The organism is Shouchella xiaoxiensis, assembly GCF_016907895.1.
Taxonomy (GTDB): domain Bacteria; phylum Bacillota; class Bacilli; order Bacillales; family Bacillaceae_D; genus Shouchella; species Shouchella xiaoxiensis.
This window is the reverse complement of the sequence record NZ_JAFBCV010000001.1, coordinates 315,558-338,746: the sequence shown is the minus strand read 5'-3', so window position 1 is coordinate 338,746 and position 23,189 is coordinate 315,558. Positions and strand designations below refer to the sequence as shown.

Annotated in this window: 20 protein-coding genes; 11 read left to right on the top strand and 9 right to left on the bottom strand. The window is 44.0% G+C overall.

All coding sequences use genetic code 11. From position 1 onward, the window contains the following. Positions 1–16: 16 nt before the first annotated feature. From JOC54_RS01750 to JOC54_RS01730, 5 genes are all read left to right on the top strand, one after another. Positions 17–853, top strand: a complete 837-nt coding sequence (locus JOC54_RS01750; protein WP_204463997.1) for a carbohydrate ABC transporter permease — start codon at positions 17–19, stop codon at positions 851–853. Between the two features lie 19 nt (positions 854–872). Beyond that, the gene (locus tag JOC54_RS01745; RefSeq protein ID WP_204463994.1) at positions 873–3,968 is read left to right on the top strand and encodes a beta-galactosidase; all 3,096 of its coding nucleotides are present in this window, start codon (positions 873–875) and stop codon (positions 3,966–3,968) included. Between the two features lie 179 nt (positions 3,969–4,147). Beyond that, positions 4,148–5,476 (top strand): ABC transporter substrate-binding protein, encoded by a 1,329-nt coding sequence (locus tag JOC54_RS01740; RefSeq protein WP_204463992.1) that lies wholly within the window; start codon positions 4,148–4,150, stop codon positions 5,474–5,476. A 17-nt stretch (positions 5,477–5,493) separates the two neighbouring features. Then, on the top strand, positions 5,494–6,429 hold the full coding sequence (locus JOC54_RS01735; protein ID WP_204463990.1) for a carbohydrate ABC transporter permease: 936 nt from the start codon (positions 5,494–5,496) through the stop codon (positions 6,427–6,429). Between the two features lie 18 nt (positions 6,430–6,447). Beyond that, the gene (locus tag JOC54_RS01730) at positions 6,448–7,314 is read left to right on the top strand and encodes a carbohydrate ABC transporter permease (protein ID WP_204463988.1); all 867 of its coding nucleotides are present in this window, start codon (positions 6,448–6,450) and stop codon (positions 7,312–7,314) included. A gap of 119 nt (positions 7,315–7,433) precedes the next feature. Here the strand turns inward: JOC54_RS01730 and codA are convergent, their stop codons facing one another. The 9 genes from codA to JOC54_RS01685 form a co-directional block, all read right to left on the bottom strand. Further along, positions 7,434–8,702, bottom strand: coding sequence for a cytosine deaminase (gene codA / locus JOC54_RS01725; protein WP_204463987.1), 1,269 nt, complete (start codon positions 8,700–8,702; stop codon positions 7,434–7,436). Then, positions 8,671–9,945 (bottom strand): cytosine permease, encoded by a 1,275-nt coding sequence (gene codB / locus JOC54_RS01720; RefSeq protein ID WP_204463986.1) that lies wholly within the window; start codon positions 9,943–9,945, stop codon positions 8,671–8,673. Before codB ends, codA begins: the two co-directional genes overlap by 32 nt. A 234-nt stretch (positions 9,946–10,179) precedes the next feature. Then, a complete protein-coding gene (locus JOC54_RS01715) occupies positions 10,180–11,142 on the bottom strand; it encodes an aminopeptidase (RefSeq protein WP_204463985.1) in 963 nt (320 codons plus the stop codon). Between the two features lie 23 nt (positions 11,143–11,165). Beyond that, positions 11,166–11,819 carry an AroM family protein gene (locus JOC54_RS01710; protein WP_204463982.1) on the bottom strand — a complete coding sequence of 218 codons (654 nt, stop codon included), beginning with the start codon at positions 11,817–11,819 and terminating at the stop codon, positions 11,166–11,168. Position 11,820: 1 nt separating this feature from the next. Continuing rightward, on the bottom strand, positions 11,821–12,759 hold the full coding sequence (locus JOC54_RS01705) for a DUF1177 domain-containing protein (protein ID WP_204463981.1): 939 nt from the start codon (positions 12,757–12,759) through the stop codon (positions 11,821–11,823). Positions 12,760–12,771: 12 nt separating this feature from the next. Continuing rightward, positions 12,772–13,821 (bottom strand): S-methyl thiohydantoin desulfurase family protein, encoded by a 1,050-nt coding sequence (locus tag JOC54_RS01700; protein ID WP_204463980.1) that lies wholly within the window; start codon positions 13,819–13,821, stop codon positions 12,772–12,774. Between the two features lie 22 nt (positions 13,822–13,843). Next, positions 13,844–15,415 carry an OPT/YSL family transporter gene (locus tag JOC54_RS01695; protein ID WP_204463979.1) on the bottom strand — a complete coding sequence of 524 codons (1,572 nt, stop codon included), beginning with the start codon at positions 15,413–15,415 and terminating at the stop codon, positions 13,844–13,846. Continuing rightward, positions 15,412–16,062 (bottom strand): aspartate/glutamate racemase family protein, encoded by a 651-nt coding sequence (locus tag JOC54_RS01690; RefSeq protein WP_204463970.1) that lies wholly within the window; start codon positions 16,060–16,062, stop codon positions 15,412–15,414. Before JOC54_RS01690 ends, JOC54_RS01695 begins: the two co-directional genes overlap by 4 nt. Before the next feature lie 163 nt (positions 16,063–16,225). Continuing rightward, positions 16,226–17,707, bottom strand: coding sequence for a PucR family transcriptional regulator (locus tag JOC54_RS01685; RefSeq protein WP_204463962.1), 1,482 nt, complete (start codon positions 17,705–17,707; stop codon positions 16,226–16,228). 243 nt (positions 17,708–17,950) lie between these two features. Here JOC54_RS01685 and JOC54_RS01680 point away from each other — a divergent pair, with 243 nt between their 5' ends. The 6 genes from JOC54_RS01680 (at position 17,951) to JOC54_RS01655 (ending at position 23,178) form a co-directional block, all read left to right on the top strand. Next, entirely contained in the window at positions 17,951–18,292 is a 342-nt protein-coding gene (locus JOC54_RS01680; RefSeq protein ID WP_200870793.1) for a DUF2294 domain-containing protein, read from the top strand. Between the two features lie 167 nt (positions 18,293–18,459). Continuing rightward, on the top strand, positions 18,460–19,506 hold the full coding sequence (locus JOC54_RS01675; protein WP_204463960.1) for an ABC transporter substrate-binding protein: 1,047 nt from the start codon (positions 18,460–18,462) through the stop codon (positions 19,504–19,506). Positions 19,507–19,519: 13 nt separating this feature from the next. Then, complete coding sequence (locus JOC54_RS01670; RefSeq protein WP_204463957.1) at positions 19,520–20,455, top strand: nucleoside hydrolase; 936 nt, start codon at positions 19,520–19,522, stop codon at positions 20,453–20,455. A gap of 25 nt (positions 20,456–20,480) precedes the next feature. Continuing rightward, entirely contained in the window at positions 20,481–21,305 is an 825-nt protein-coding gene (locus JOC54_RS01665) for an ABC transporter permease (protein WP_204463955.1), read from the top strand. Position 21,306: 1 nt separating this feature from the next. Continuing rightward, a complete protein-coding gene (locus JOC54_RS01660) occupies positions 21,307–22,098 on the top strand; it encodes an ABC transporter permease (protein WP_035417506.1) in 792 nt (263 codons plus the stop codon). A gap of 24 nt (positions 22,099–22,122) precedes the next feature. Further along, a complete protein-coding gene (locus tag JOC54_RS01655) occupies positions 22,123–23,178 on the top strand; it encodes an ABC transporter ATP-binding protein (RefSeq protein WP_204463953.1) in 1,056 nt (351 codons plus the stop codon). Positions 23,179–23,189 lie beyond the last annotated feature (11 nt).

Here is a 23,189-nt window from a genome sequence, read left to right as displayed (position 1 = left end):
AAGGAGCTTGTTTGTAATGAAGGAAGTTGGTCAAAAGAAGCTGCCTAAGATCATCTTATATGTATTCCTAATCTGTAGTGCCCTAGTCTCTTTGTTTCCTTTCTACTGGATGTTTGTTATTGGGTCAAACTCAACAACATCCGTTAATCAGTTTCCACCAGCCATGATTCCAGGGACACAGTTTCTTGAGAATGCCCGGAATGTATTTGAACGGATTGATTTTTTTGGAGCCATGTTTAATTCATTTGTCATCTCTTCAACAGTTACGCTCTCTGTTTTGTTTTTTTGCTCATTAGCTGGTTTTGCTTTTGCAAAGCTTCAGTTTGAAGGGAAAAATATGCTGTTTGTATTCTTATTGGCTACGATGATGATCCCGCCACAGCTTGGGCTCATTCCATCGTTTATGATTATTAGTGAATTGGGTTGGATTGACACACTTCAAGCCGTTATCGTACCCGCAATGGTGAGTGCATTTGGTGTTTTTTGGATGCGTCAGTACATCTCGTCTGCGATCCCCGATGAGTTGCTTGAGGCTGCGAGAATGGATGGCTGTAGCACATTCCGCACGTATTGGAACATTGTCCTACCCACTGTCAAACCAGGTTTAGCAACACTTGGTATTGTGACGTTTATGAATACGTGGAATGATTTTCTCTGGCCTCTAGTCGTCCTAAAAGATCGTAGCGTCCACACGATCCAAATCGCACTTAGAACTTTAAACGACGTATTTTACACGGACTACTCAATGATCCTTGCAGGGACATTTATGGCAACTTTGCCTATACTAATTGTGTTTATTTTATTCAGTCGTTATTTCATCGCTGGTTTAACAGAAGGCGCTGTAAAAAACTAACTAAAAAAGGAGATTCACCATGACTTACTTGTTTTTTTATGACCCTACCTTCCCATTTGATGGTGAGCGTCCGTCATCAACGCATATAGCGTCACTTGAAACTGTCGTAACCGCATCTGAGTTAAATGATGCGCTTGAGAACGGCAACTACGATTCCTTTATAAATTTGCATGGATCGTATTTTCCAAAAAACGCATGGTCCGCGTTGCTCAACTTCCTTAAAAAAGGAGGTGGGCTCGTCCATATTGGCGGTATTCCATTTCGTTATCCGGTTTATCAAGAAGCTGACTCCTGGAAAATTGAGCACGAGCAGACAGCTTATCATCAACAGCTGAACATACATGAGGCTTTAAGCGTCAATAGCTCAAACGTTAATGGCCTTGTGCCATCCGAAGAACGCCCTCTTTTAAAAGAAGTGACAGGGGCATTCTCCATTCAATCGACGCTTGGGTTTGTCCTCCATGTTACGAAACAAGATGACCAGCCTTTAGAAAATGGCTCAAGCGGTCCAATGGACGCGCATATTTATCCCCTTTTAACTGGACGTTCTCGTGATAATCGGGATTTATCCGCTCCCGTCGTTCTAATTGAAAATACCAAAGGTGCATTTGCAGGGGGACGCTGGATTTTCTGTAACCACATATTTGATGAACAATTCTGGCAACAAGGTGTAGACATTCTTAACACTCTTGCTTGGTATACAGCAGAAGGAGTGACAGAAATATGGGTTAAGCCAGGCTACGCAAGTTATTACCCTGGCGAAGTACCGACCGTTTCTGTTCAACTTCAAAGCCTGGCACTTAGTCACAACAAGACACAAGAAAAACAGTGGAGCATTCAATTTGACGTTTTCAAACAAGATCAGCCAAACCGTTTAGCAAACGAGACGTTCACCTTGATGGAGTCAGCCAACCTGGTCATTCACCGGAAAACACTTCCTTTCCAAGTTGAGGATGGCTTCTATATGATTGAAGCAGAAGCTGTTTCATCTTCAGGTGAAATCATTCGTTTCAATCAAGGATTCTGGGGCTTCTCCGAAAAGCTGCTAGCATCGGGGTCTCCACTAAAAGCAAACCGTGATTACTTCGAGAAAGACGGTAAACCTTTCCCAATCGTCGGCATGACGTATATGACGTCTGATGTTGCTCGAAAATTTCTATTTATGCCTAACGCGCATGTCTGGGATCAAGACATGGCTCAGATGAAACATGCGGGCATTAATCATATTCGCTCTGGAATTTGGACGGCTTGGCGTCAAATTATGTTTGTTGATGGACACCCATACGAAGAAGTTCTTCGGGCCATTGATGCTTTTGTGCTTACGGCAAAAAAACATGAGCTTGACTTATGCTTCACCTTCTTTGCGTTTACACCTGAACTTTGGGAAGGAAGCAACCCTTATTTAGACCCGCGCAGTGTCGAAGCACAGAAACGATTTATTGCTGCAATTGCTTCTCGCTACACTAAGGCAACCCATCTTCACTGGGACCTTATTAACGAACCATCGATGTTTGATCCAAAACGCATTTTTTCTGGCCCTCGTTCGGCTCAAGATTCGTTTGAAATTCAAGCGTTTCAGGATTGGGTTAAAGAGAAATATGGAACCATTCGCCAAGTGCAAGAGGCGTGGAACTATTCACCGGTGGAACTACCTTTATTTGAAAGCATTACTCCACCCGAGCACATCGATATGAACTTTGACGTTCAAGATATGCGTAACCCTAGTAAGAGCCTTGTTTGGCTTGACTATACGCTATTCACAATGGACATGCACAATCGCTGGGCAGAGCAACTATCCGAAACATTGCATACGATTCATCCAGATCGTTTAATCACCGTAGGTCAAGACGAAGCCTTGTGTTCGCAAAGACCGACACCGTTTTTCTATGCTTCAACGGTGGATTACACAACAAATCATACATGGTGGCAACAGGATCATCTTGTCTGGGATGGTGTATTTACGAAAACGCACGAAAAACCGAATCTCGTTCAGGAAACAGGAATCATGTACTTAGAGAACCCAGATGGGTCGGCAAAACGAACTGAAGAAGAGCTACGCAATATCTTAGAACGAAAATATGCTTATGCCTTCTCAACTGGTGGAGCAGGAGCTGTTCAGTGGCTGTGGAACACCAACTTTTATATGGACAATGTCAACGAATCGAACATTGGAGCGCTTCGTGCCGATGGAACTGAAAAACCAGAAGCAGACGTTTCCTATGATTTTGGTGCTTTTATGAAGCAATCGCAGGATTTATTTCATAATCGTCAGCTTGAAGATATCGCAATCGTTTACCCATACTCAAATGATTTTTCGACTCGAAAGCTTGCTTTTGCAGCAACAACAAAAGCAGTTCGTACGTTATCCTATGAACTAAATTGCCATGCACGAGGATATGGTGAGTATCACTTAGATGCCCTACTCAAAAATCCACCTAAGCTTGTACTTGTTCCAAGCGCCCATAACTTTAGCGACGAAGCGTTTAACCAGTTACTTGCCTATATGGAACAAGGGGGAACGGTTCTTTTTACCGGACCACTTCGACTTAATGCGGGCTGGAAAGAAACGAACCGTTTTGTTCAAGAATTGGGTGCTACAGTACGAAGCAACGTCCTGCGTGAAGAAGCGCTGTCTATAGATGGAGAAATGCATGCCGTCAGCTTTGGTGCCCGACGCATTGCCGAGCTGACAAAAGAAACATTACTCCACTCTAAACAAAATGAAGTAACGTCTCTTGCCATCGGCGCAGGTACATTTATATGGAGCCCTCTACCAATTGAGCTAAATGATCGCACTGAATCGCTTAAAGCGCTTTATCGCTTTGCAATGAAACAAGCAGGAATCCGTACAGAATTGATTTGGAACAAAGGTGGAGAGAATCCCGGTGTATACGGTCGAAGACTTTCCTATGAGAATGGTGACCTGTTTCTATTTGTTTCAGAGTTCGCAGGGGATGTTGAGGTTGAGATTACGAATCCTCGTAACGGGAAAACCTATAGCTTTCTATTAGAAAAAGAGCGTTCTTTTCTATTTCACACAGATGATGCAGGTACGGTTATGAATACCTACCGTGCAGCAACAATCAATGAATTAACGAAAGAAGTAAAAGCTTAATAGCAACAGAGTCATAGAGAAAATGTCTATGGCTCTTTTTTCTTTTTAACTTGCCTTTCCCAACCATAGCGCCATAAGATCCCGCATATCGATGTAAAACATCGGCAGGAATAAATCTAGTTATCGCGAAGGTTTTTATTGTAAGCGTTTTCTTTAAATCTTCTTACGGAGGGATCTGGATGAAAAAACGAATTCATGCTGCTCTGCTCGTCCCAATTGTTGCTAGTGTATCGGTCTTAGCCAGCTGTTCAGATGAACCAGCTGCTGGTGGTGGAGATGTTGTGCTGACTTGGCTCGTTCGTAGTGATCCAAATCTTGTTGAATGGGAGCACCGCGTAATTGCAGCGTTTGAAGAAGAAAATCCGGGGATTCGCGTTCAATTGCAGACGATTCCTCAAGGTGAAATTGATCAAAAACTGCAGACAATGATCGCTGGTGGCAATGTCCCTGATGTGTGGTCACCGAACTGGGCTGATTCAGGCTTTGGAAGCTATTACGCAATGGGGGCGTTAAAAGATTTGACCCCGTTTCTCGAACAAGACCCTCACGTCACGGATGGAATTGACGAAACGCTGACCGACGTCTATGAAATGGAAGATGGTGTGTACGGAATACCGATTCTCTCGATGGGTTCCTACCTTTATTATAACCAAGATTTATTTGATGAGGCTGGGGTTGAGTACCCGCCAACCGACTGGAATGACGAAAGCTGGAATTACGAGGCCTTGATCGACGCAGCCAAAGCAATTACGCGAAATGACTTACCACCAACTCAGCGGGTTTACGGCGTATTAGATGAAGATTCGCCAAACAAAAACGCCTGGTCCTTCGGCGGTGATTTCTTTGCTGAAGATAATTACGAAACAGGAGTCTTAACCGAACCTGTCATCGCAGAAAATCCAAGGAATCGTGAGGCAATCCAGCAGCGCTCCGATTTAATCAATGTCCATGAAGTGATGCCTCCGCAAAGTGAAATTGCTGCACTCCAGCAGTTAAGTGACCCTTTTCTGAGCGGTCGGGTTGGTATGGTGATGAAGGGTGGCTGGGGAACACGTCAGTATGCGAATACCGACTTGAACTGGGGACTGGCTGCTTATCCTTATACAAATGAAGAAAGGCAAATCTCGCTCTATGTCGATCCGTGGTCAATTAGTGAGAAAAGCAAACACCCTGAAGAAGCGTGGGAATTCCTCAAGTTCTTACTCGACCCTGAAGGCGCTGCGAAGTGGATGACCGAGATGACGCTTGAAAGTCCTGCTCACGGTGATTTAAAAGAATTGTGGTTTGAATTGATTTCGGAACGCACCGGTATTTCTGTTGCTGACTTGCGCATCGCTGAAGAAGGGGCCTTGCAGTATGGGCGTCCGACTGATAATCATTTAATCTCCAACTTCGCTCCGGTACTAAAGCATCAGAATATGACGATTAACGCCATTTATGATCGCCGCAAAGGTGTTGATGAAGGACTAGCAGAACTTCAGGAAAACATTACGTCGCTAACGTATTAGCAGAGGAGGGTTCACTTATGGAAGTCAAAACGTCACCGTCACAAAAAACCAAACCGTTAAAACATACGTCAATTGGCGCGAAACGAGAAGAAAAATACTTCTGGTTATTCATCTCCCCCTGGCTGATTGGCTTTACGGTCTTTATTGCTGGTCCAATGATCGCCTCGCTCTATTTTAGCTTTACGGACTATGCGATTTTAGAAGACGTTTCGTTTGTTGGTCTGCAAAACTTTATCAATCTATTTTCTGATCCCATCTTTTACCGCTCGCTGTTTGTAACAACGGCTTATGCTGCTTTAGCTGTTCCTTTTACGATCATTCTTGGAATCGGTCTGGCCTTATTGCTGAATGCAAAAATAAAAGGGCAGGCATTTTTTCGTACCTTTTTCTACGCCCCTTCGATTATCTCAGGGGTATCCGTCGCGTTTTTGTGGATGTGGATACTTAACCCGCAGTTTGGTGTAGTCAATTCCTTTTTATATGAAGTGTTTGGCATTACCGGACCTGGCTGGTTCACCGATCCACTGACCGTGATCCCCTCATTCGTCTTGATGCAGTTAACGGCTGTCGGCAGCACCATGATCATCTTCCTTGCTAGCCTGCAACAGCTGCCAAAAGAACTATACGAAGCAGCAGCAATAGACGGCGCGAGCGCATGGCGCCGCTTTCGGAACATCACGGTCCCGCTTATCTCACCGATTATTTTATTTAACGTGATTATCTCGATTATCGCGTCATTTCAAATTTTTACGCAGGCGTACGTTATCACAGATGGTGGACCTGACTGGATGAGTTATTTCTACGTCTATTATTTATTTGAAACCGCGTTTTTCCAAAACCGGATGGGCTATGCTTCTGCTCAAGCGTGGATCTTGTTTCTTATCATCTTTGTTCTGACCTTTTTAGCACTCTATGTATCTCGCAAAAACGTCCATTACGAATATGACAAATAAACGAGGAGGCAAGGATCTATGAAACAGCTTTTTAAGAAAACTCATTACTCTCCAGGAGAGCTCTCAACCGGTGGAAAAATTCTGATGTACATCGGCTTAATCGCCTGTCTATCCTTGTTTCTGTTTCCCGTTGCTTGGATGGTCTTTACCTCATTAAAGTCACTTGAACAGATTGTCTCAAATCCACTCTCCCTTCTACCAGAAAACTGGAATTGGTCAAACTATATCGAAGTCTTTCAGAATCATCCGTTCGGAACGTATTTGTGGAATACATCTTGGTACACGGTCGTGACCGTTGTCGGTACAGTGTTCTTCTCAGCGATGATTGCCTTTGGCTTCGCCCGCTTCCGCGCCAGAGGACAGACCGTGCTGTTTGCACTCGTACTCAGCACAATGATGCTGCCGCAGCAGGTTGTGATGATTCCCCAGTACCTCCTGTTTAATTCAATTGGCTGGGTTGATTCTTATCTACCTTTAACCGTACCCGTCATTGCCGGAAGCGCCTTTCTTATTTTTCTGCTGAGGCAGTTTTATCTCGGCTTGCCAAAAGAGCTCGATGAAGCAGTCACGATTGATGGAGGCGGCTACTTCACGATCTTCTTTCGAATCATCCTGCCACTCTCCCTGCCGGCAATGGCAACCGCGGCGATTATTGAATTTATGTTCCGCTGGAATGATTTAATGGGGCCGCTCATTTACTTGAACACGCAAGAGCTATACCCGCTTTCACTCGGATTAGCAAACTTTACCGCGGCTTATGCAGCAACACCGTGGCAACTGTTAATGGCCGCTTCCGTCATGGCCGTGTTGCCACCGTTGATTTTATTCTTTTTTGCGCAGAAGTACTTTATCCAAGGTGTTGTGATTTCGGGGACGAAGGGGTAAGTAGTCGTATAGAGATGGAAGGGTTCCTTAAACACAAGAACAACGTTGTAAGCAGGATTCAAAAAAAGAGAGCCTATGATCACGCTTTGAACGATAGCGTTGATCGGCTCTCTTTTGGTTTATTTCTTGAAATTGATTTGCTCTTCTTCGCCCTTCATAAACAGTGCCGCTGTTGCCGGTTGTGTTTTAGCAATTTGTTTTCCCGCTTTAAACGAATGGGTCACCGTTGCTTGTTTTCGAATTGTTTCATATTCGTTTTCAGCATCTACTAGTATAAAATCAGCCGGTTTTCCTTCTTCAATGCCGTAGCGATCTTCAATGTGCAAGGTCTTTGCACTGTTCGTTGTAATAAAATCAATGGAGTCAACAATTTGATCATAACCCATCATATGGGCAGCATGAATACCCATATGCAGCACCTGCAGCATATTCCCCGTACCGAGTGGATACCACGGATCAAAAATATCATCATGACCAAACGATACATTGAGACCTGCTTCTGTTAATTCCTTGATCCGTGTTAAGCCTCTTCGTTTAGGATAGGAATCAAATCTCCCTTGTAAATGCATGTTTACCAATGGATTGGAAACGAAATTAATACCCGACATGGACAACAAGCGGAACAATTTTGAGGTATAGGCATCGTTGTAAGATCCCATCGCCGTTGTGTGACTCGCCGTTGTTAAGTGCCCCATTCCTCTTTCATAGGCTTCCTTTGCGACAACTTCTACAAACCGTGACTGTTCATCATCAATTTCATCACAGTGGATGTCAACAAGACGATCGTATTTTTCAGCTAAGTCAAAGGCAATTTTCATAGATTCAACGCCGTACTCTCTTGTAAATTCAAAATGAGGTATGCCACCAACAACATCTGCCCCCATTCTTAACGCTTCTTCAAGCAGTTCTGCCCCACTTGGATACGACAAAATGCCTTCTTGTGGAAAAGCGACCAGCTGAAGATTGACATAAGGAGCCATTTCTTCTTTTACTTCGAGCAGCGCTTTTAACGCGGTTAAATTCGGGTCCGTCACATCAACATGGGTCCGAACATGTTGAATGCCTTGAGCGACTTGCCATTTTAGTGCTTTTTTCGACCGTTCTTTTACATCCTCATGCGTTAAGAACGCTTTGCGCTCAGACCAGCGCTGAATTCCTTCAAACAAGGTCCCGCTCCGATTCCAAGCAGGTTCTCCAGCGGTCATCGTTGTATCTAGATGTATATGTGGTTCAATAAATGGCGGAAGTAAGAGCGATCCACCTGCATCAAGAACGTCTTCACCTTCACTATCCAGTGGTGCTTGCGTGATCGAAGTAAACTCACCGTTCTGAATGCGTAAATTCCAGCGTCCTTCCTTATTGCGCAACGTCGCGTTTAGAATAATCATAACCTATCACCAAGTCCTTTTTCTTTTCAAATTTACGAGATAGTTTGATACACACCAGATAGAGAACAATTGTGCCAATTAAAGCGTTTAGTGGCGCAATGCCAGGTGCAAGCTGAGCAGTTGCCACACCGCCTGCCCACGACACCATCGCACTCCAATGGACAGACTTACTAACCGCATTATTATAACCTGTTTTCCGCTTGACGAAAAAGTAATCGGCGATTAAAATTGCTCCGATCGATGGAATCGCCACGCCTAAAACGGTAAGAAATCCGACGAAATGCGTGTACATCCACATCGCAAACACCGTCCCAATCAACCCGTTTATAATAACGAGCACTTTCTTCGGCCATTTTGTAATATGAGCAAAGCCAAGTCCCGATGCATACAAGGCATTATCATTTGTTGTCCAGATGTTCAGTCCTAAAACGATAATTGCAGGTACGATTAACCCTTGCAAAAACATGACTTCCGACACTTCTGCCAACCCGTACACCATCGCTCCAACCGCTCCAAATAAAAACATGAGGGAATTGCCGAGAAAGAAAGCAATCATCGTTGCACTAACGGCTTGCTTTGACGATTTAGCAAAACGTGCAAAATCAGGCGTAAGCGTTCCTCCACTAATAAATGAACCGATGCATATCGCCAAAGCGATTGTTATAGCCATGGTTGACGTTGGTTCATAGCCAAACAGTCCTTGTATGCCTCCAATATCGCTAACGCCTTTTAACACGGAGAAGCCGCCAAGAATGGCAATCGCTGGCACAGCAACGAACCCAAGAATGACCAACGATTTTATGCCAAAAATCGCTGATGCCGTCATAGCAAGGCCGAATACAATCGTTAGGACATATACATTGATATCAAGCACCTGCGCAACAGGAACAGCGAACATCGCCACTCCGACACCAAACCACCCTACCTGGGTAAAAGCGAGTAAAAAGGAAGGAAGATAGGAGCCTTTTTCGCCAAAAGCATGTTTTGCTAATAAGTGAGTGGAAAGACCAGTCTTTGCGGCTATATGTGCAAGTGCCCCTGTATAAAGACCAAGGATGAAGTTCCCCGTTAACACGACGCCGATAAACTGTGCGAACGATAACTGGATTCCAAGATTTCCACCGGCTAGCATGCTCGCCGAGAAAAAGGTAAAGCCAAGCATTACCGCTAGCGTCTTCAAAAAATGCTTTCGTTTTGACTTAGGTACTGCCTGCCATGCAAATTCTTGATCCTGCTTATTCATTTTTCATTCCCCCATTGTTTGATACCGGGAGCAGAAAAAAAGAGGCTAATCATCAGGTCACTGACAATTAGCCTCTTCTGTGTTGTAAGAAATGCACACTAAAAAAAGCGTACAGACCTACACGAATTCAAAAAATCGAATTCGCACATCCGCTGTCCTTGTCAGCCTCTCTGGACTGGTTTAAAGGTACCAAGATTAAATTAGACTTATTATGACAAATAACGAGTTATTTCGTCAAGACTTATTTTCTTCCAGCAAATTCCCTTGCTTCATTAGCTGCTTTTTTTCAAACCAGACGCTTGGGGCTAAAGTGACACAATCAAGGTGCACACCTGCATCAATGGTTCCTCCAAATGTTTTGCTTGATCCAAAGGCGACATGAATCGTGCCAAACGCTTTCTCATCTTCTAAAATATTGCCGGTCACTCTCGCCGCTTCATTTGTACCAATCCCAAACTCAGCAATGTAGCGGCCATCGCCTTCACCGAGTAAAGATAGCAGCTTTTCTCCTGCTGGACCTGTTGCGTTGATTAGACGTCCGTTCTCCACCGTTAATAGCGTCGGTTCAGTGACTTTTCCAATCCCCGCGATCGAGCCATCGATCCAGATTTGTCCTTCAGAGCCTTCAATTTGCGGGGCAATATAACTTTCACCTGAAGGGAGATTACCTGATGCACCTGTTGAACCAAACACGCCTGTACTGCTAATTCCATTTCGCCCTGCTAACTGGAGCGTTAACGAATACTGTTCCTCGCTCCCTGTACGAATTACCGCCTTGTTAATTGTAGTCAGCTCAGACGTTAGCTCTTCCGTTAACTTCACTACGTTTGAATAATCGGCCTTCATGGCCCCTTCCGTGAACATGTCCATCGTAATTCCTGGCATGGTAATCACTTTTACTCCATTTGCACTCGCATCTTTTCGGGCCTTTGTATGAGTTAGAGAATGCTCACAGATGCAAAAGCAGATCTCACTTGCTTTCATTGCCGCAGATACGGTCAGAGGTGGTTCTTCCCCCGAACGATTACGCGTCTGCATAACTACAAATTCTGCAGAATAGTCGAGTTCGCATAATGAATCAAATACCTTCCGCCCGATCGCTTCTTTCTCCAGATCAGCAAGCACCATTACATATTCGGTACCGCTTGCTTGAACGTTCTGGCTCATCATGTTTTTTACGATGGCTTTAAATTCCATTGCTAACGCCCTTTCTCTATTCCTTAAGTAAGCTCAGCAGCAATCCGCGCCACGATACTTCTTGCCAAAATCACTGGCACATCGACTTGTTTTTGAACGCGCTCCTTATGGGCTTTTGTATAGCCCATACAGTCAAGGACGATGAGGGACACGCCTTTTTTTGCTAATTCAGTCGCAGCGGAATCCACATTCTCATCAGTGTACGGATTGGCTACAGCCGTTTGAACCGTCCTTCCATTCCATTTTTGAATAAGCTGCTCTCGTTGTTCTTCTAGCGGAATGATTGTGCCGAGCGTACCTTGACCAATTGTCGCTTCAACAACGTGCACAAGTAGCTTATCGGGAAATAACACAGGTTTTTGATAAACAAGTGACGGAAATGAGCCGGTGCAAACAACAATCGTGCTCGCTGCTTTTTCTTCAAGCTTTGTTAATTCCGACTGTAAATAGGGTAGCATCTTTTCTTTTGAAAGAACAGCACTGCTGCCGTTCCGAAGTCTTGAAATGTAAGTCGTCTCCTGCTCTTCTGGTTGAAGTGCATCAATTTCTGTTTGGCTTAGAGAATCAAGCGCCCCTGCTTCCACAAATGCAAGCTCATCCTCCAAATAACGCTCCATTTCTGGCGTCATATCAATTCGCGGTGATTGTCCAATCGTTAACAAACCGATTGTTCTCATCTTAATCCTTTAATCCCATCGTTTGTAGCTTATTCATTGAGCCGTATAGCTTTTGTAAATGCGCAAACTCCTGCGTGTCATAAAAAGTTGTCGTTCCCGCCGTATACTCTTTGGCTACTTCAATGGAGAAGCGAACAGCTTGAGCGATATCAATTTCGTGGCTCGCTCCTGTTCCACAACCAGGGACAGCAGACTCTGCTGTAATGGCTACACCAACAACGGGAGCATTTGTTGCAACGGCAGGTTGTAAGATCGAATTGATATGATAAACATTGTTTCCATAAGGTGTAATGTCCTGCGTTGTAATTGCAAACGTGGACGGAAGCTCCCCAGTTGTCATTTCCATGATGCGCAGTAAGTCGTTACTGAAGCGTAAAATGTAGCCTTCTTTAACGGTTGGAGAGATCGCAATTCCCTTGTTTTTAATAATTTTATTGCCTTTAGTTGTATCAATGGAAACGATTGCCTCCATTTCTGGCAGCACTTCATATTGATTCATCGTCAGTATGTCTACAGGTGATCCCATAAAATCTACCGGCTCATGAGGGACGGTTGGCGCAGTTGGACATATATGAGTGGTCACATACACATCACCAGGAAGCTGATCCCCTTTTTTCGCCATCTCGGCAAGCTTTAAAGCAGCTGTAACTGCCGCGACTGCCCCATCAGCATCAGACACGATTCCGATTCGGCTTGGACGAGCTCCAATACCACCAAGTCTACCAACGATACCAAAGGATGGAGCTTGTCCGCCATTTTCTTTTCCTTGTGATCCTTTAATGACAATCTTCACAAAATCAGTTGATCCTTGTTCGCCAGAAACTGTTGTCGATGTAGCTTCGACATCATGATATGATTCAAACAAAGCGACAATTTGCTCCCCATTTATTCCTGGATCATCCATCTTCTCAAGTATATTCATCGTATGCAGTAGTGACATATCAAACTCTCCTTAAACAATCTTTTTTTGAATTACCGGTTCAATCGTACTTAATAAAGCTAGATTCTCCATCGTCGAACTTAAAAGCAACTCAGTTTTCGGTACGCATACAACAGCTAACTGTTGACCGTTTTGAATCTCAGCACTAACGACTGGTGCGCCTGATTGAACATCAAACGTCATGATCAAATCGGGAAAAGTCCCTTTCCGCTCGCCATTTTCCTCAATCGTCATAAATTCATTCCAGAATGTTAGCTCACAGTTATCAACCCTTAAAGTTCCAACATCAAACCCACCAGCTGTATGTAGCTGAAAGGCGTTTACTGTTCCCACCTTTACAATTCGTCCTTGTAAGAAGGTTGTTACAGCTTCAATTTTATTCAAACCTACTGCTTCACTTAAAAACGTTCTTCCTAGCTCAATCGCTTGTGTGATTCCGCCGACTGCGGCGTTCTGCTTCACATACTCGATTGATACAGGATTTCTGGCTACAGCAACCATTCCGCCAGCGGCCACCGACATCGTTCGAACGGCATCACCAACGGTTTGTAGCTCGCCACTCATAAACGCTCGCACAGCTCGCTGGTCTTTCCCTCCAGCGGCGGTTTGGTAGGAGACATAATTCGGTATATCCGATAAATTGAGAGACCCCATTGATCCGGTTGGATGCGCACGTCCATTGCAAGGTGCATCCAGTACTGGCAGCCCGGACAAAGCCGCTTGAAGCCAGCCATTTACCGTAGTTGCCGCTCCGTTTTCATTCGTCATAATTGCTCCGATATTTTCTGGATAATTGCTTTGCATCAATTGGATCGTATCGAAGAATTGCGCATCACTAACGTATTGCTCTTTGGCTGCTGGTGCTCCGACAAGAGAGACACAAACAGCTTTATCGGCGTTCTTTAGCTCATCAACCGTTATAAGCTCTACACGGCCTTTTGTAAGTGCTTTTTTGCCATTTTCTAACCCTTGCTTAATCCAGCCACCACCGCCTCCACCAAGGATAGCGCCACCGTAGACGGCTTGCTCAACCTGTTCTTCTGATAACCAAGTGCGTCCCATCTTTTTCTCCTCCTTTTCGTCGTTAGCGTGCTTTAAATACGGAGCTAAAGAAGCTGTAAAGTGCATCCCCAGCAATAAAACCAGCTGCTGTTGTAAACATAGCGGACTCCGCTTCTTTGCCTTTCCACTTCAATAGAATGACACGAGCCGTAATTCCAACTAGAACCGCCCAACCAGCCCAAGGGTTCATAACGAGCAAGCCGGTTGCTAACATAATTCCAAGCTGCCTCTTAGCTCCTCCAATGAACTGAATAAGAGCGCCGGGAATGGCCCAAATAAGCAAGTATTTTCCAGTCTCACCAACAATGCCATCCGTAATTGTCGCTGCAAACACATGGTTAACTGGTGGGAAGAGACCTTGCGAAAAATACATTTCGTGAAAAAACAACACCATAAAAATGGCAACGACGAGTCCGATCATGCCTGCTTTTAGCTGCAGGCGTCGTCCGTGAAGCTCCTGCTTCCAATCAGTCCGTCCACGAATGATAAAACCGGTTTTTAAATCAAAGCCAAAATCAGCGAATGCTGGTCCAGTTGCCGCTGTATAACCTGTAAGAAGTGCCAATGCAACTGGAGGAAAACCAATCATAATGCCAATTAATAACACAATTAGCGTGACAGCAAATGCTGGGAACCAGCCAGAGTGCATTGCTGCAACACCAACAATCATCTCCGATATAAGTGTTGCAAACGCTGCATAAACAATAAATAAAATGAGAAAACCAACGCTTAAATCACTATATAATCCGGCAAGAAACGCAACGAGCATCGCTCCAAAAACATAGGCCAGAAAACCATAACCAAAGCCTTTTGCTACATCTGTTTCGGTTCTTGTATACGTATGAGCAGCCTCATCCTTCGGCTCATTTGGCGCGCTTTTTCTCCGCCCTTTTACAATAACGGAAATAAATTGGAATAAAGCAACAAGACCTGCGCCGATCATCATGCCATGAGGAATGTAGTACGCATTAATATCAATGTTAAACCAAGGAATGGAGTAACCATTTATTAACAGCCCAATTCCGAACATCGTTAAAGCCCATATGTTTCCTATAAAAGCTACACCTAAAGCAGACATCGGAATTCCAGCTGCTGATCCTGCAAGCCCTCCGGCAATCCCAATCCCCAAAAACTTCGCCTTACTTCCTCCCTGATCTCCAGCCCGTAATGCTTCTGCAGTCGCAACTCCTGATGGCCACGCTTCATTCGCGCCAAACAATTTCGAATCAAATACTTTATAAAGAATAAGTGCGTCGATAATAAGTGCAAAACTAGCACCAATTAGCATCGGAATGACTAGTTCAGGCAACCCCATTACATATGGAATACCAATAGGAATGAGCAAGCTGTTTGCTGCGCCGAACGTCGCAGACGATATCGTTGTCTGCACAAGGTTTTGAGTCTCTAATTTACGATAGCGGTAAAACAGCTGTGCGGGTATTCGAGCAATGAGCATGGCGACCATTGCTCCGATAATGGATGTATTCGGCGTCACTCCAAGCGACGTAATAATTTGCATCCCGATAATTGCGCCGAATACGGCGATTAGAACGGATAATAAAATTAAACTCCAGTCATATGTGCGTCCTTTCACCGTCCATTCCTCCTTTCTAAATGGTTTTGATATGCCCTACCTTGAGCTTCAACAAGATCAATAATCGGTATGTGAATTTCTTCTTGAAGTGATTCTTTCAAATGAATGGTTGAAAAGCCCGTACAAGCAAACAGAATCACTTCTGCACCTTGCTCCATTAACTGCTTGACGGCTGCTACTGCCTTCTCTATTGCATCTTCTTCTAATAAATCAGTTGTATTGACTACTTCCTCAGGGACAAGCTGTCCCACCAACCGTTTCCCTAAGATGTCACGCATACGCTTTGGCACCTCTGGCGTTAATCCTAATACCCCAACCGCCTCGCTAAGTTTACAAGCTTCCAGTGCCCCAGCTTCACCAGCACCAATGATAGGCAGTCCTATTCGTTCTCGACAAAGGTCTAAAGCTGGATCAGCAGCGCAGCTAATTGTTAAGGCGTCAATCTCTTGAGATGCTGCCCAGTCATGCGCTAGTTGAACAATTTTTTCTTCAGCCACGTTGTACGTTGCTTCATTGAAAATTCCATAAGGCTGATCAGGAATACAGCGCGATTCAGACAGGATGCCTTGCTTTTTATTTAATAGAACTGAATGTTCTTGCAATAACTGCTTGTCTTCAGTTGTTAACACCCTAATAATCCCTAGCATGTTCATGCCCCCCATCCTTTTATCAAACTATAAATTTTCAGATCAATTAAAAAAATGCCCAATATGTGCAAAACCAACTCTGGTTTTTCTGCACACTTTGAGCACTTCTATTAAATAAATGGCTAGTGGCTTCGTTTTTCTACAAGGGTTCTGTCAGCTTTCCTTACAAAAATCCTTTAATCTTCAAAGCAAAATAAAGGAGAAAACGATTTTCACTATCATTTAAATCCAACATCATCCGCTGTTCAATCTTTTCTAATCGATATTTTAAGGTTCTGCGATGGACGTATAACATCTCAGCCGTTTTAGAATGATTTCCATTTTCCCTTAGAAAAATCATTAATGTTTGCAAGAGCGCCTCATCCTTAGTATGGCTCGCAATAAGAGGTTGAAGCATTCTATCGGCAAATCGCTCTACCTCCTGCTCATTCGCTAGCTTAGTCATCATCTGCTTGTAATCAACTTCTTCGTATAGTGTAATTCCGTCCGTATGTTCAGTATAGTTAGAGGCTGTGTTTGCTTCACTAAACGCTTGATCGACCAAAGACCGATCTTGGTACTCTGGACTTATTCCCATCTTTAAATGAAGCGCCATATTCATGACCAGCTCGCCCTTCAACAACTGAATGGAAGAGATCATGTCTCTTCTAGCTTGATAGCGTTCTTGTGTGTAAAGCAGGTAAATCGTTTCTTGCTTTTGCACGCAAAAAAAGGAAGGTAAGTGATTCTCGACGTATGAATAGAAATTTGAAAAGAAAATTGCTTGATGTAATGGCGAGTAGGTTAATGAAAAAGCCTCATGATTGCAAGCCACAACACCATACCGTAACATCACGTCTGAATGATTAGTTAAAAACTCTTTAAGCTGTTTTTCATCTTGTTCCAAACGTCTATTCACTTTTCCAGCGCATTTTTCAAATAGAAACGTAATTTTTCCTTCTAAAAATGCTGATGCCTTTTGCAAAACCGCTCGCCAAAGCTTGTCTTGCTGTGGCAGCTCAAGTACAACCGAATACTGGTTAAACATAATGCGCATTGTCGTTTGTGAGCGAGAGGAGTTTCGCTTCGGTTCAGAGAACAAGGTAAATGTTCGCCTTTCGGAAAAAGGCTTCTGGTTGGCATAGGCAAGTAACCGGTTATGCTTATCTTCAATAACAATGTTTCCGCTCGTCATTTCTGCCAACTCTTGTACGAATACATGCAAATCGCCGACTTCACCCAAGTGATAGATTTGTTCAAGCAGCGTTTCTTCTTCTGTTTGCGCTTCTTTAAATTTCGATTCAAACAGCACCGTTAATAAATGAACGAAAGAAACATTGACAGGTATCGTCATGATTGGCATATTTTCTTCATTCGCTAGCCTCATCATTTCTTCGGGTAGCTCATGGACGTACCTACCCATTTTTAAAATTAACCCGGCACCATTTACTTCAATCAACTTTCTAAACATACTAAGCTGAGCTTCAGGATCGTCCTTGACGGAATAAAATGTAGAGATAATAAGAATGCCCTCCGTAAGCCACTCGTTAATATCTGGAACTTCCATCACTTCTGCCGCTTTTATCACTCGATCTAGCCCTTTATCTCCGGCAAGGATTTTTGCTTTTTGCAAATCTCCAAGCTGAAGTGCATCTTTTACATTCATTTTAATCACCTGCTCTCTCTAGTAGCACTTATTTTACACGAAACGACTTTCACGTGATCAAAAAAAAGCATATCAACAATATTTATCCCTTCCACCATTAATATCGTTCGCTCTTAACTTATATTTACAGTAACAAATGCCACTTTATAAAAAATAACCACCTAATTTCCGAACATTTCTATTGCGCATCCGAATAATCTTATGTACAATAGCGATACAACTTGTTCATATAAAGGTGATGAGATGATACTAGATTCGAATGAAACGAAAAAACTTCTTGCTCAACTTTATAATGATGTATCGAAAGAGTTGTTTGGAGTCGGTACAACACTGTTAAAAGTAACGGTTGCCAATCAAATGGTAACGATTCAAGCGAAGCATAAACGAGCAGCCCGCTCGATTGCGCTTGAAGGCGAGATTCCTTCTTTAAAGCTAGAGGTTGATTTTCATCTTTCTCTGCTTTATAAACGCAAGTTTGCCGAACGGCTCGAAGCTCACTTTCCCGGAGCTATTGATGTTGTATTAAGGGATTATGATGCCCATACGCAATGGGCGGTTACGAATCTTCTGCTTCATGAAAACTAAATGGACTAAATGGACAAACCGGACAGGTTTCTGGTTTGGGATTTAGATAGATGAAAGACTGCTTTTCTACGTGTTTACACAAGGAAGATGCGTCTGTAGAGTGTGCCTTTGCGCAGCTACAGGTGTGTCTTCCTTTTTTACTTTCTAAACAATTGGAGGAATAGGAAATGAAAAAACTAGCTACGATCACATTGTTATCAGCAAGCGTTGCGGCACTTAGTGCATGCGGACAATCAGGAAGCAACGGCGAAGATGCACCAACGGATCTTGTTGTCTCAACATGGGGGTTTGCTGAAGATTTCTTTAATGAAGAAGTCTACGCTCCATTCGAAGAAGAACACAACGTCAATATTGTCGTCGACATCGGCAACAATGCAGAACGCTTAAACCGCATCCGTCAAGGAACGGCTAACATTGATGTCATCTACTTATCAGACTATTATGCCCAACAAGGCATCGATGAAGGCTTATTTGCACCAATTGATCGTAGCAACATCCCGAACATTGATGACCTGTATGAGTTAGCACAAGCTCCCCTCGGAGAAGAGTACGGACCTGCTTATACTGTTGGTCAATTCGGCATTGCTTATAATCCTGATGAAGTTGATGCAGATATTGCAAGCTGGGCTGATTTATGGGATGAGTCCCTTGCTAATAACATTACTTTGCCAAACATTACAGCGACAACAGGTCCGATGTTTTTAGACGCTGCATCCACCGTTGCTGGCGAAGAAAGCTTTAACGAAGATGCCGCATTTGCTGAATTAACAGCACTCAAAAGCAATGTGGTCAAAGAATACGACCGCACATCTGATTTCGTTAACATGTTTTCTCAAGGAGAAATTGTTGCTGGTCCATTTATGGAAATGTACTTAAATGATTTAATCGCAGCCGTACCGAACACACAGTTTGTGACGCCAGAAGAAGGTGCTTATGCCGTATTAAACACCGTTAATGTCGTTGAAGGCAGCGACAATCAGGAACTAGCAGAAGCGTTCATTAACTGGCATCTCAGTGCAGAAGTTCAGGAAGCATCAGCAAAGGCAAAGATTGATTCTCCTGTAAACCAGACGGTTGAGTTATCTGCTGAAGAAGCGGAAGGTATTACGTATGGCGAGGAAACAATCAATGACTTAAAGCTGCTTGATATGCAGTTTGTTAATGAACAGTCTGCTCAGTGGATTGACCGCTGGAACCGCGAAATCGCTAATTAAGGAGGTCCTTTTAATGAAACAGAAGCTTCTGCTCGATGTTGATACAGGCATTGATGACGCGCTTGGCATCCTCCTTGCGGCAAACGATTCGAGCACCGAGTTAGTAGGTATTACGACGGTGAATGGAAATGTTTCACTTAAGCAAGCAACCACAAACACGCTAAACGTTTTGGCATTAACGGATGTCCGCGCGCCCGTTGTACAAGGAGCAGCCTCCCCTCTTCTCCGGGCGCCTCATTTTGAAAAAGCGGTTCACGGAGAAAACGGTCTCGGCGGCGCATTAGCAGATAGTGAACCTGCGATGCTTCCGACACCAGGATTCGCGCCAGACTTTATTATTTCGCAAGCTTCGCGCTTCCCAGGTGAGCTCACCCTTGTCATGACTGGTCCGTTAACAAATCTTGCCTTAGCGTTACAGAAATGCCCTGAGCTCCCACGACTCATTCAGAACGTCGTCTATATGGGTGGAGCAGCCTTCACTTACGGCAACATTACACCGACCGCTGAGTACAACATGTTTGTTGACCCCGAAGCTGCTCGGATCGTTCTGCAAGCGGGCTTCGAGTCCTTAACGCAAATCGGACTGGACGTGACGCGCAAAGCGCTGCTTTATAAAGAACATATCGACTCATTAGGGGACTCCCCTGTAAAAGCGTTTATTCAAGAATGCACGGCGCATTATATGACGCGCTACGAGATGCGCAATGGTATAGCAGCATGCGCTTTACATGATCCACTTGCCGTTGCCTATGCGATTCGACCAGAGCTGTGTGAAACGTCCTTGCTTCACACAGACGTTGAGACAACGAGCCGTTTATGCGATGGTCAAACGATTTGTGACGTGCAAAACCGGTTGGGTGAAGAACCCAATGTTCACGTCGCACTCACGCTCGAGACAGACGCATTTTTATCTTATTTCCTAACAACAATCCAACACGGGTCGCGCTGACCTGTGTTGCAATGAGGTGGCTGTATTGAAACGATCTGGACGTTATTTCTTGCTTCTTCCAGGCTTGCTTTTTTTATCAATCTTTATGATCATCCCACTCGTGCTGACCATTTCTTCAACCTTTCTTGAGGATGGCAGCTTTACGATTGCTGGATACATGAACTTTTTAACGGATGCGTATTTTCTTGATATTTTAACAACAACGCTGTTTGTCGCCTTAACAACGACCTTTTTCTGCATCGTGCTTGCGTTCCCCGTTGCCTACTACATTTCCAAAATCAACGGCTCGAAAAAAGCGCTTTTGCTCATGCTGGCGATCTTTCCTTTACTCGTCAGTCCAATTGTCCGCTCGTTTAGCTGGATGATTATTTTAGGAAGAAACGGTCTGTTGAATGATCTCCTATTATCCATCGGCATCATTCAGGAACCATTAACGATTCTCTACACACCAGTGGCTGTTGCAATTGGTCTTGTTCATTTGTTCCTACCGCTCATGATCGTCACCCTTGTTGGCGTGATGGAAAATATTGATTCTGACTATATTCGCGCGGCAGAGAGCCTCGGAGCATCAAAAACAACAGCTTTCTTAAAAGTAATGTTTCCTCTCTGTATGCCAGGTTTATTAATTGGAAGCACGCTTGTATTTGTCGGCAGCTTTACGGCATATACCACACCGGCTTTACTTGGTGGTCAACAACGTGTGATTTCAACCTTTCTTTACCAAAATGCGATTACACTAAATGACTGGAATACGGCAGCGATGATTGCCACGATCATGATTGTACTGACGTTTGTTGTCACCGGCATATTCCAAAAAATCGCAACGATGTTGAATCCAGGAGGGTCTTAAGATGAATCAATCCAAGAATCTCGCATTAGGGATTACAACGTTTGCCATATTCCTATTCTTACTCGGGCCATTAGCGATTATTTTTGTCGCTTCGTTTGAACCAACAAGCGTGCTGCAGTTCCCACCAACAGGGTTCTCGCTTGAATGGTACCGTAATATTTTTAGCGTTTCCGCCTTCATGGATACATTTAAGCTTTCGATGGTCGTTAGCTTACTTGGGAACCTCTGTGCCCTGTTGCTTGGTATCCCTGCTGCCTATGCGCTAAGCCGCTTTGACTTTCGTGGAAAAGGCGTGCTAAATGCCCTCTTTGTTTCACCGATTTTAATTCCAGGAACGGTGCTTGGCTTTACGTTTTTACGCTATTTAATCGTCAGCTATAGCCTGCCGCTTGAGGCTGCCTTATTTGTCGGTCATACGATTATCATGCTTCCCTTTATTATCCGCGTCATTGCGTCGAGCATGGCCAACTTTGACTTCTCGATTGAAGAAGCGGCTATGAACTTAGGATCAAGTCGCGTTGGAGCCTTTTTCCGAGTGATTATTCCTAATATCAAATCAGGCATCATCGCTGGTGTACTAATTGCGTTTCTTGAGTCATTTAATAACGTTGATATCTCTGTCTTCTTAACTGGACCGGGAATCAGTACATTACCGATTCAAATGCTAACGTATGTTGAACATTACTTTGATCCAACGGTGGCGGCGATTTCCGTGCTGCTGATGATTTTCACCGCCTTGTTTATGTTCGTGATTGAACGACTTGTCGGCTTATCACACTTTACAAAACGCTAAGTACGAACAATGGAGGATCGACCAATGACTTTATTATCTTTAGATCAAGTAACAGTCGCTTATCAAAAGCAAGATATCTTAAAAGATTTTCAGCTCAATATCGAAAAAGGCCAACTTATCTCCTTGCTCGGACCGAGTGGCTGCGGGAAAACAACCACTCTCCGCCTCATTGCTGGCTTTATTGATGCTAAGGAAGGACGCTTTACGTTTGATGGACAAGATTACACGAAAGTACCGGTATCGAAACGGAACTTTGGCTTCGTCTTTCAAAATTACGCGCTTTTCCCGCACTTATCGGTCTATGACAACATCGCATTTGGTTTAAAGCTACGAAAAAAATCAAAGACAGACATTGAAAAACGCGTCAAGCAAGTGCTTGAGGTTGTAAATTTAATCGGGTTTGAAAACCGCTACCCGAAAGAATTATCTGGAGGTCAACGCCAGCGTGTGGCGATTGCCCGGGCATTAATCATTGAACCAGATTTACTATTATTTGACGAACCGCTTAGTAACCTAGACGCCAACTTGCGTGAAAGCATGCGCGTCGAGATTCGCCGGATCCAGCAGGAACTGGGCATCACGACGGTTTACGTCTCACACGATCAAGAAGAATGCTTCTCAATCTCCGATCAGGTGGCCATTATGAATAACGGCGTGATTGAGCAGCTGCACACACCAGCGCACATTTACCGCTATCCGAAAACACGCTTTGTGGCAGAATTTATCGGGTTTAAAAACTTCATCGCTTTCTCAGATCGCCAAGATCAAGGTGACCATCTGCTAATGACGGCAGGTAGCCACACCTTTCAAGTTACAAAACATGAAAACAGTGAAGCGGGAATGACAGGCGCGATTCGTCCAGATGATTTACAGCTATTGCTAGAAACCGGTCAAGCAGAGCGCCCGAATCATGTGTCAGGCACGATTAAGATTTGCACATTCCTCGGTCGCAGCTACCAATGTACGGTTGAAACGACGCTTGGGACATTTACGGTTAATGCGACAATTGCTCAACCCTTGGCAATTGGAACAGCTGTAACGCTCTTGTTTCCAGAAGACAAAATTGTCGTGGTTCAGTAAGGAGGATTCAT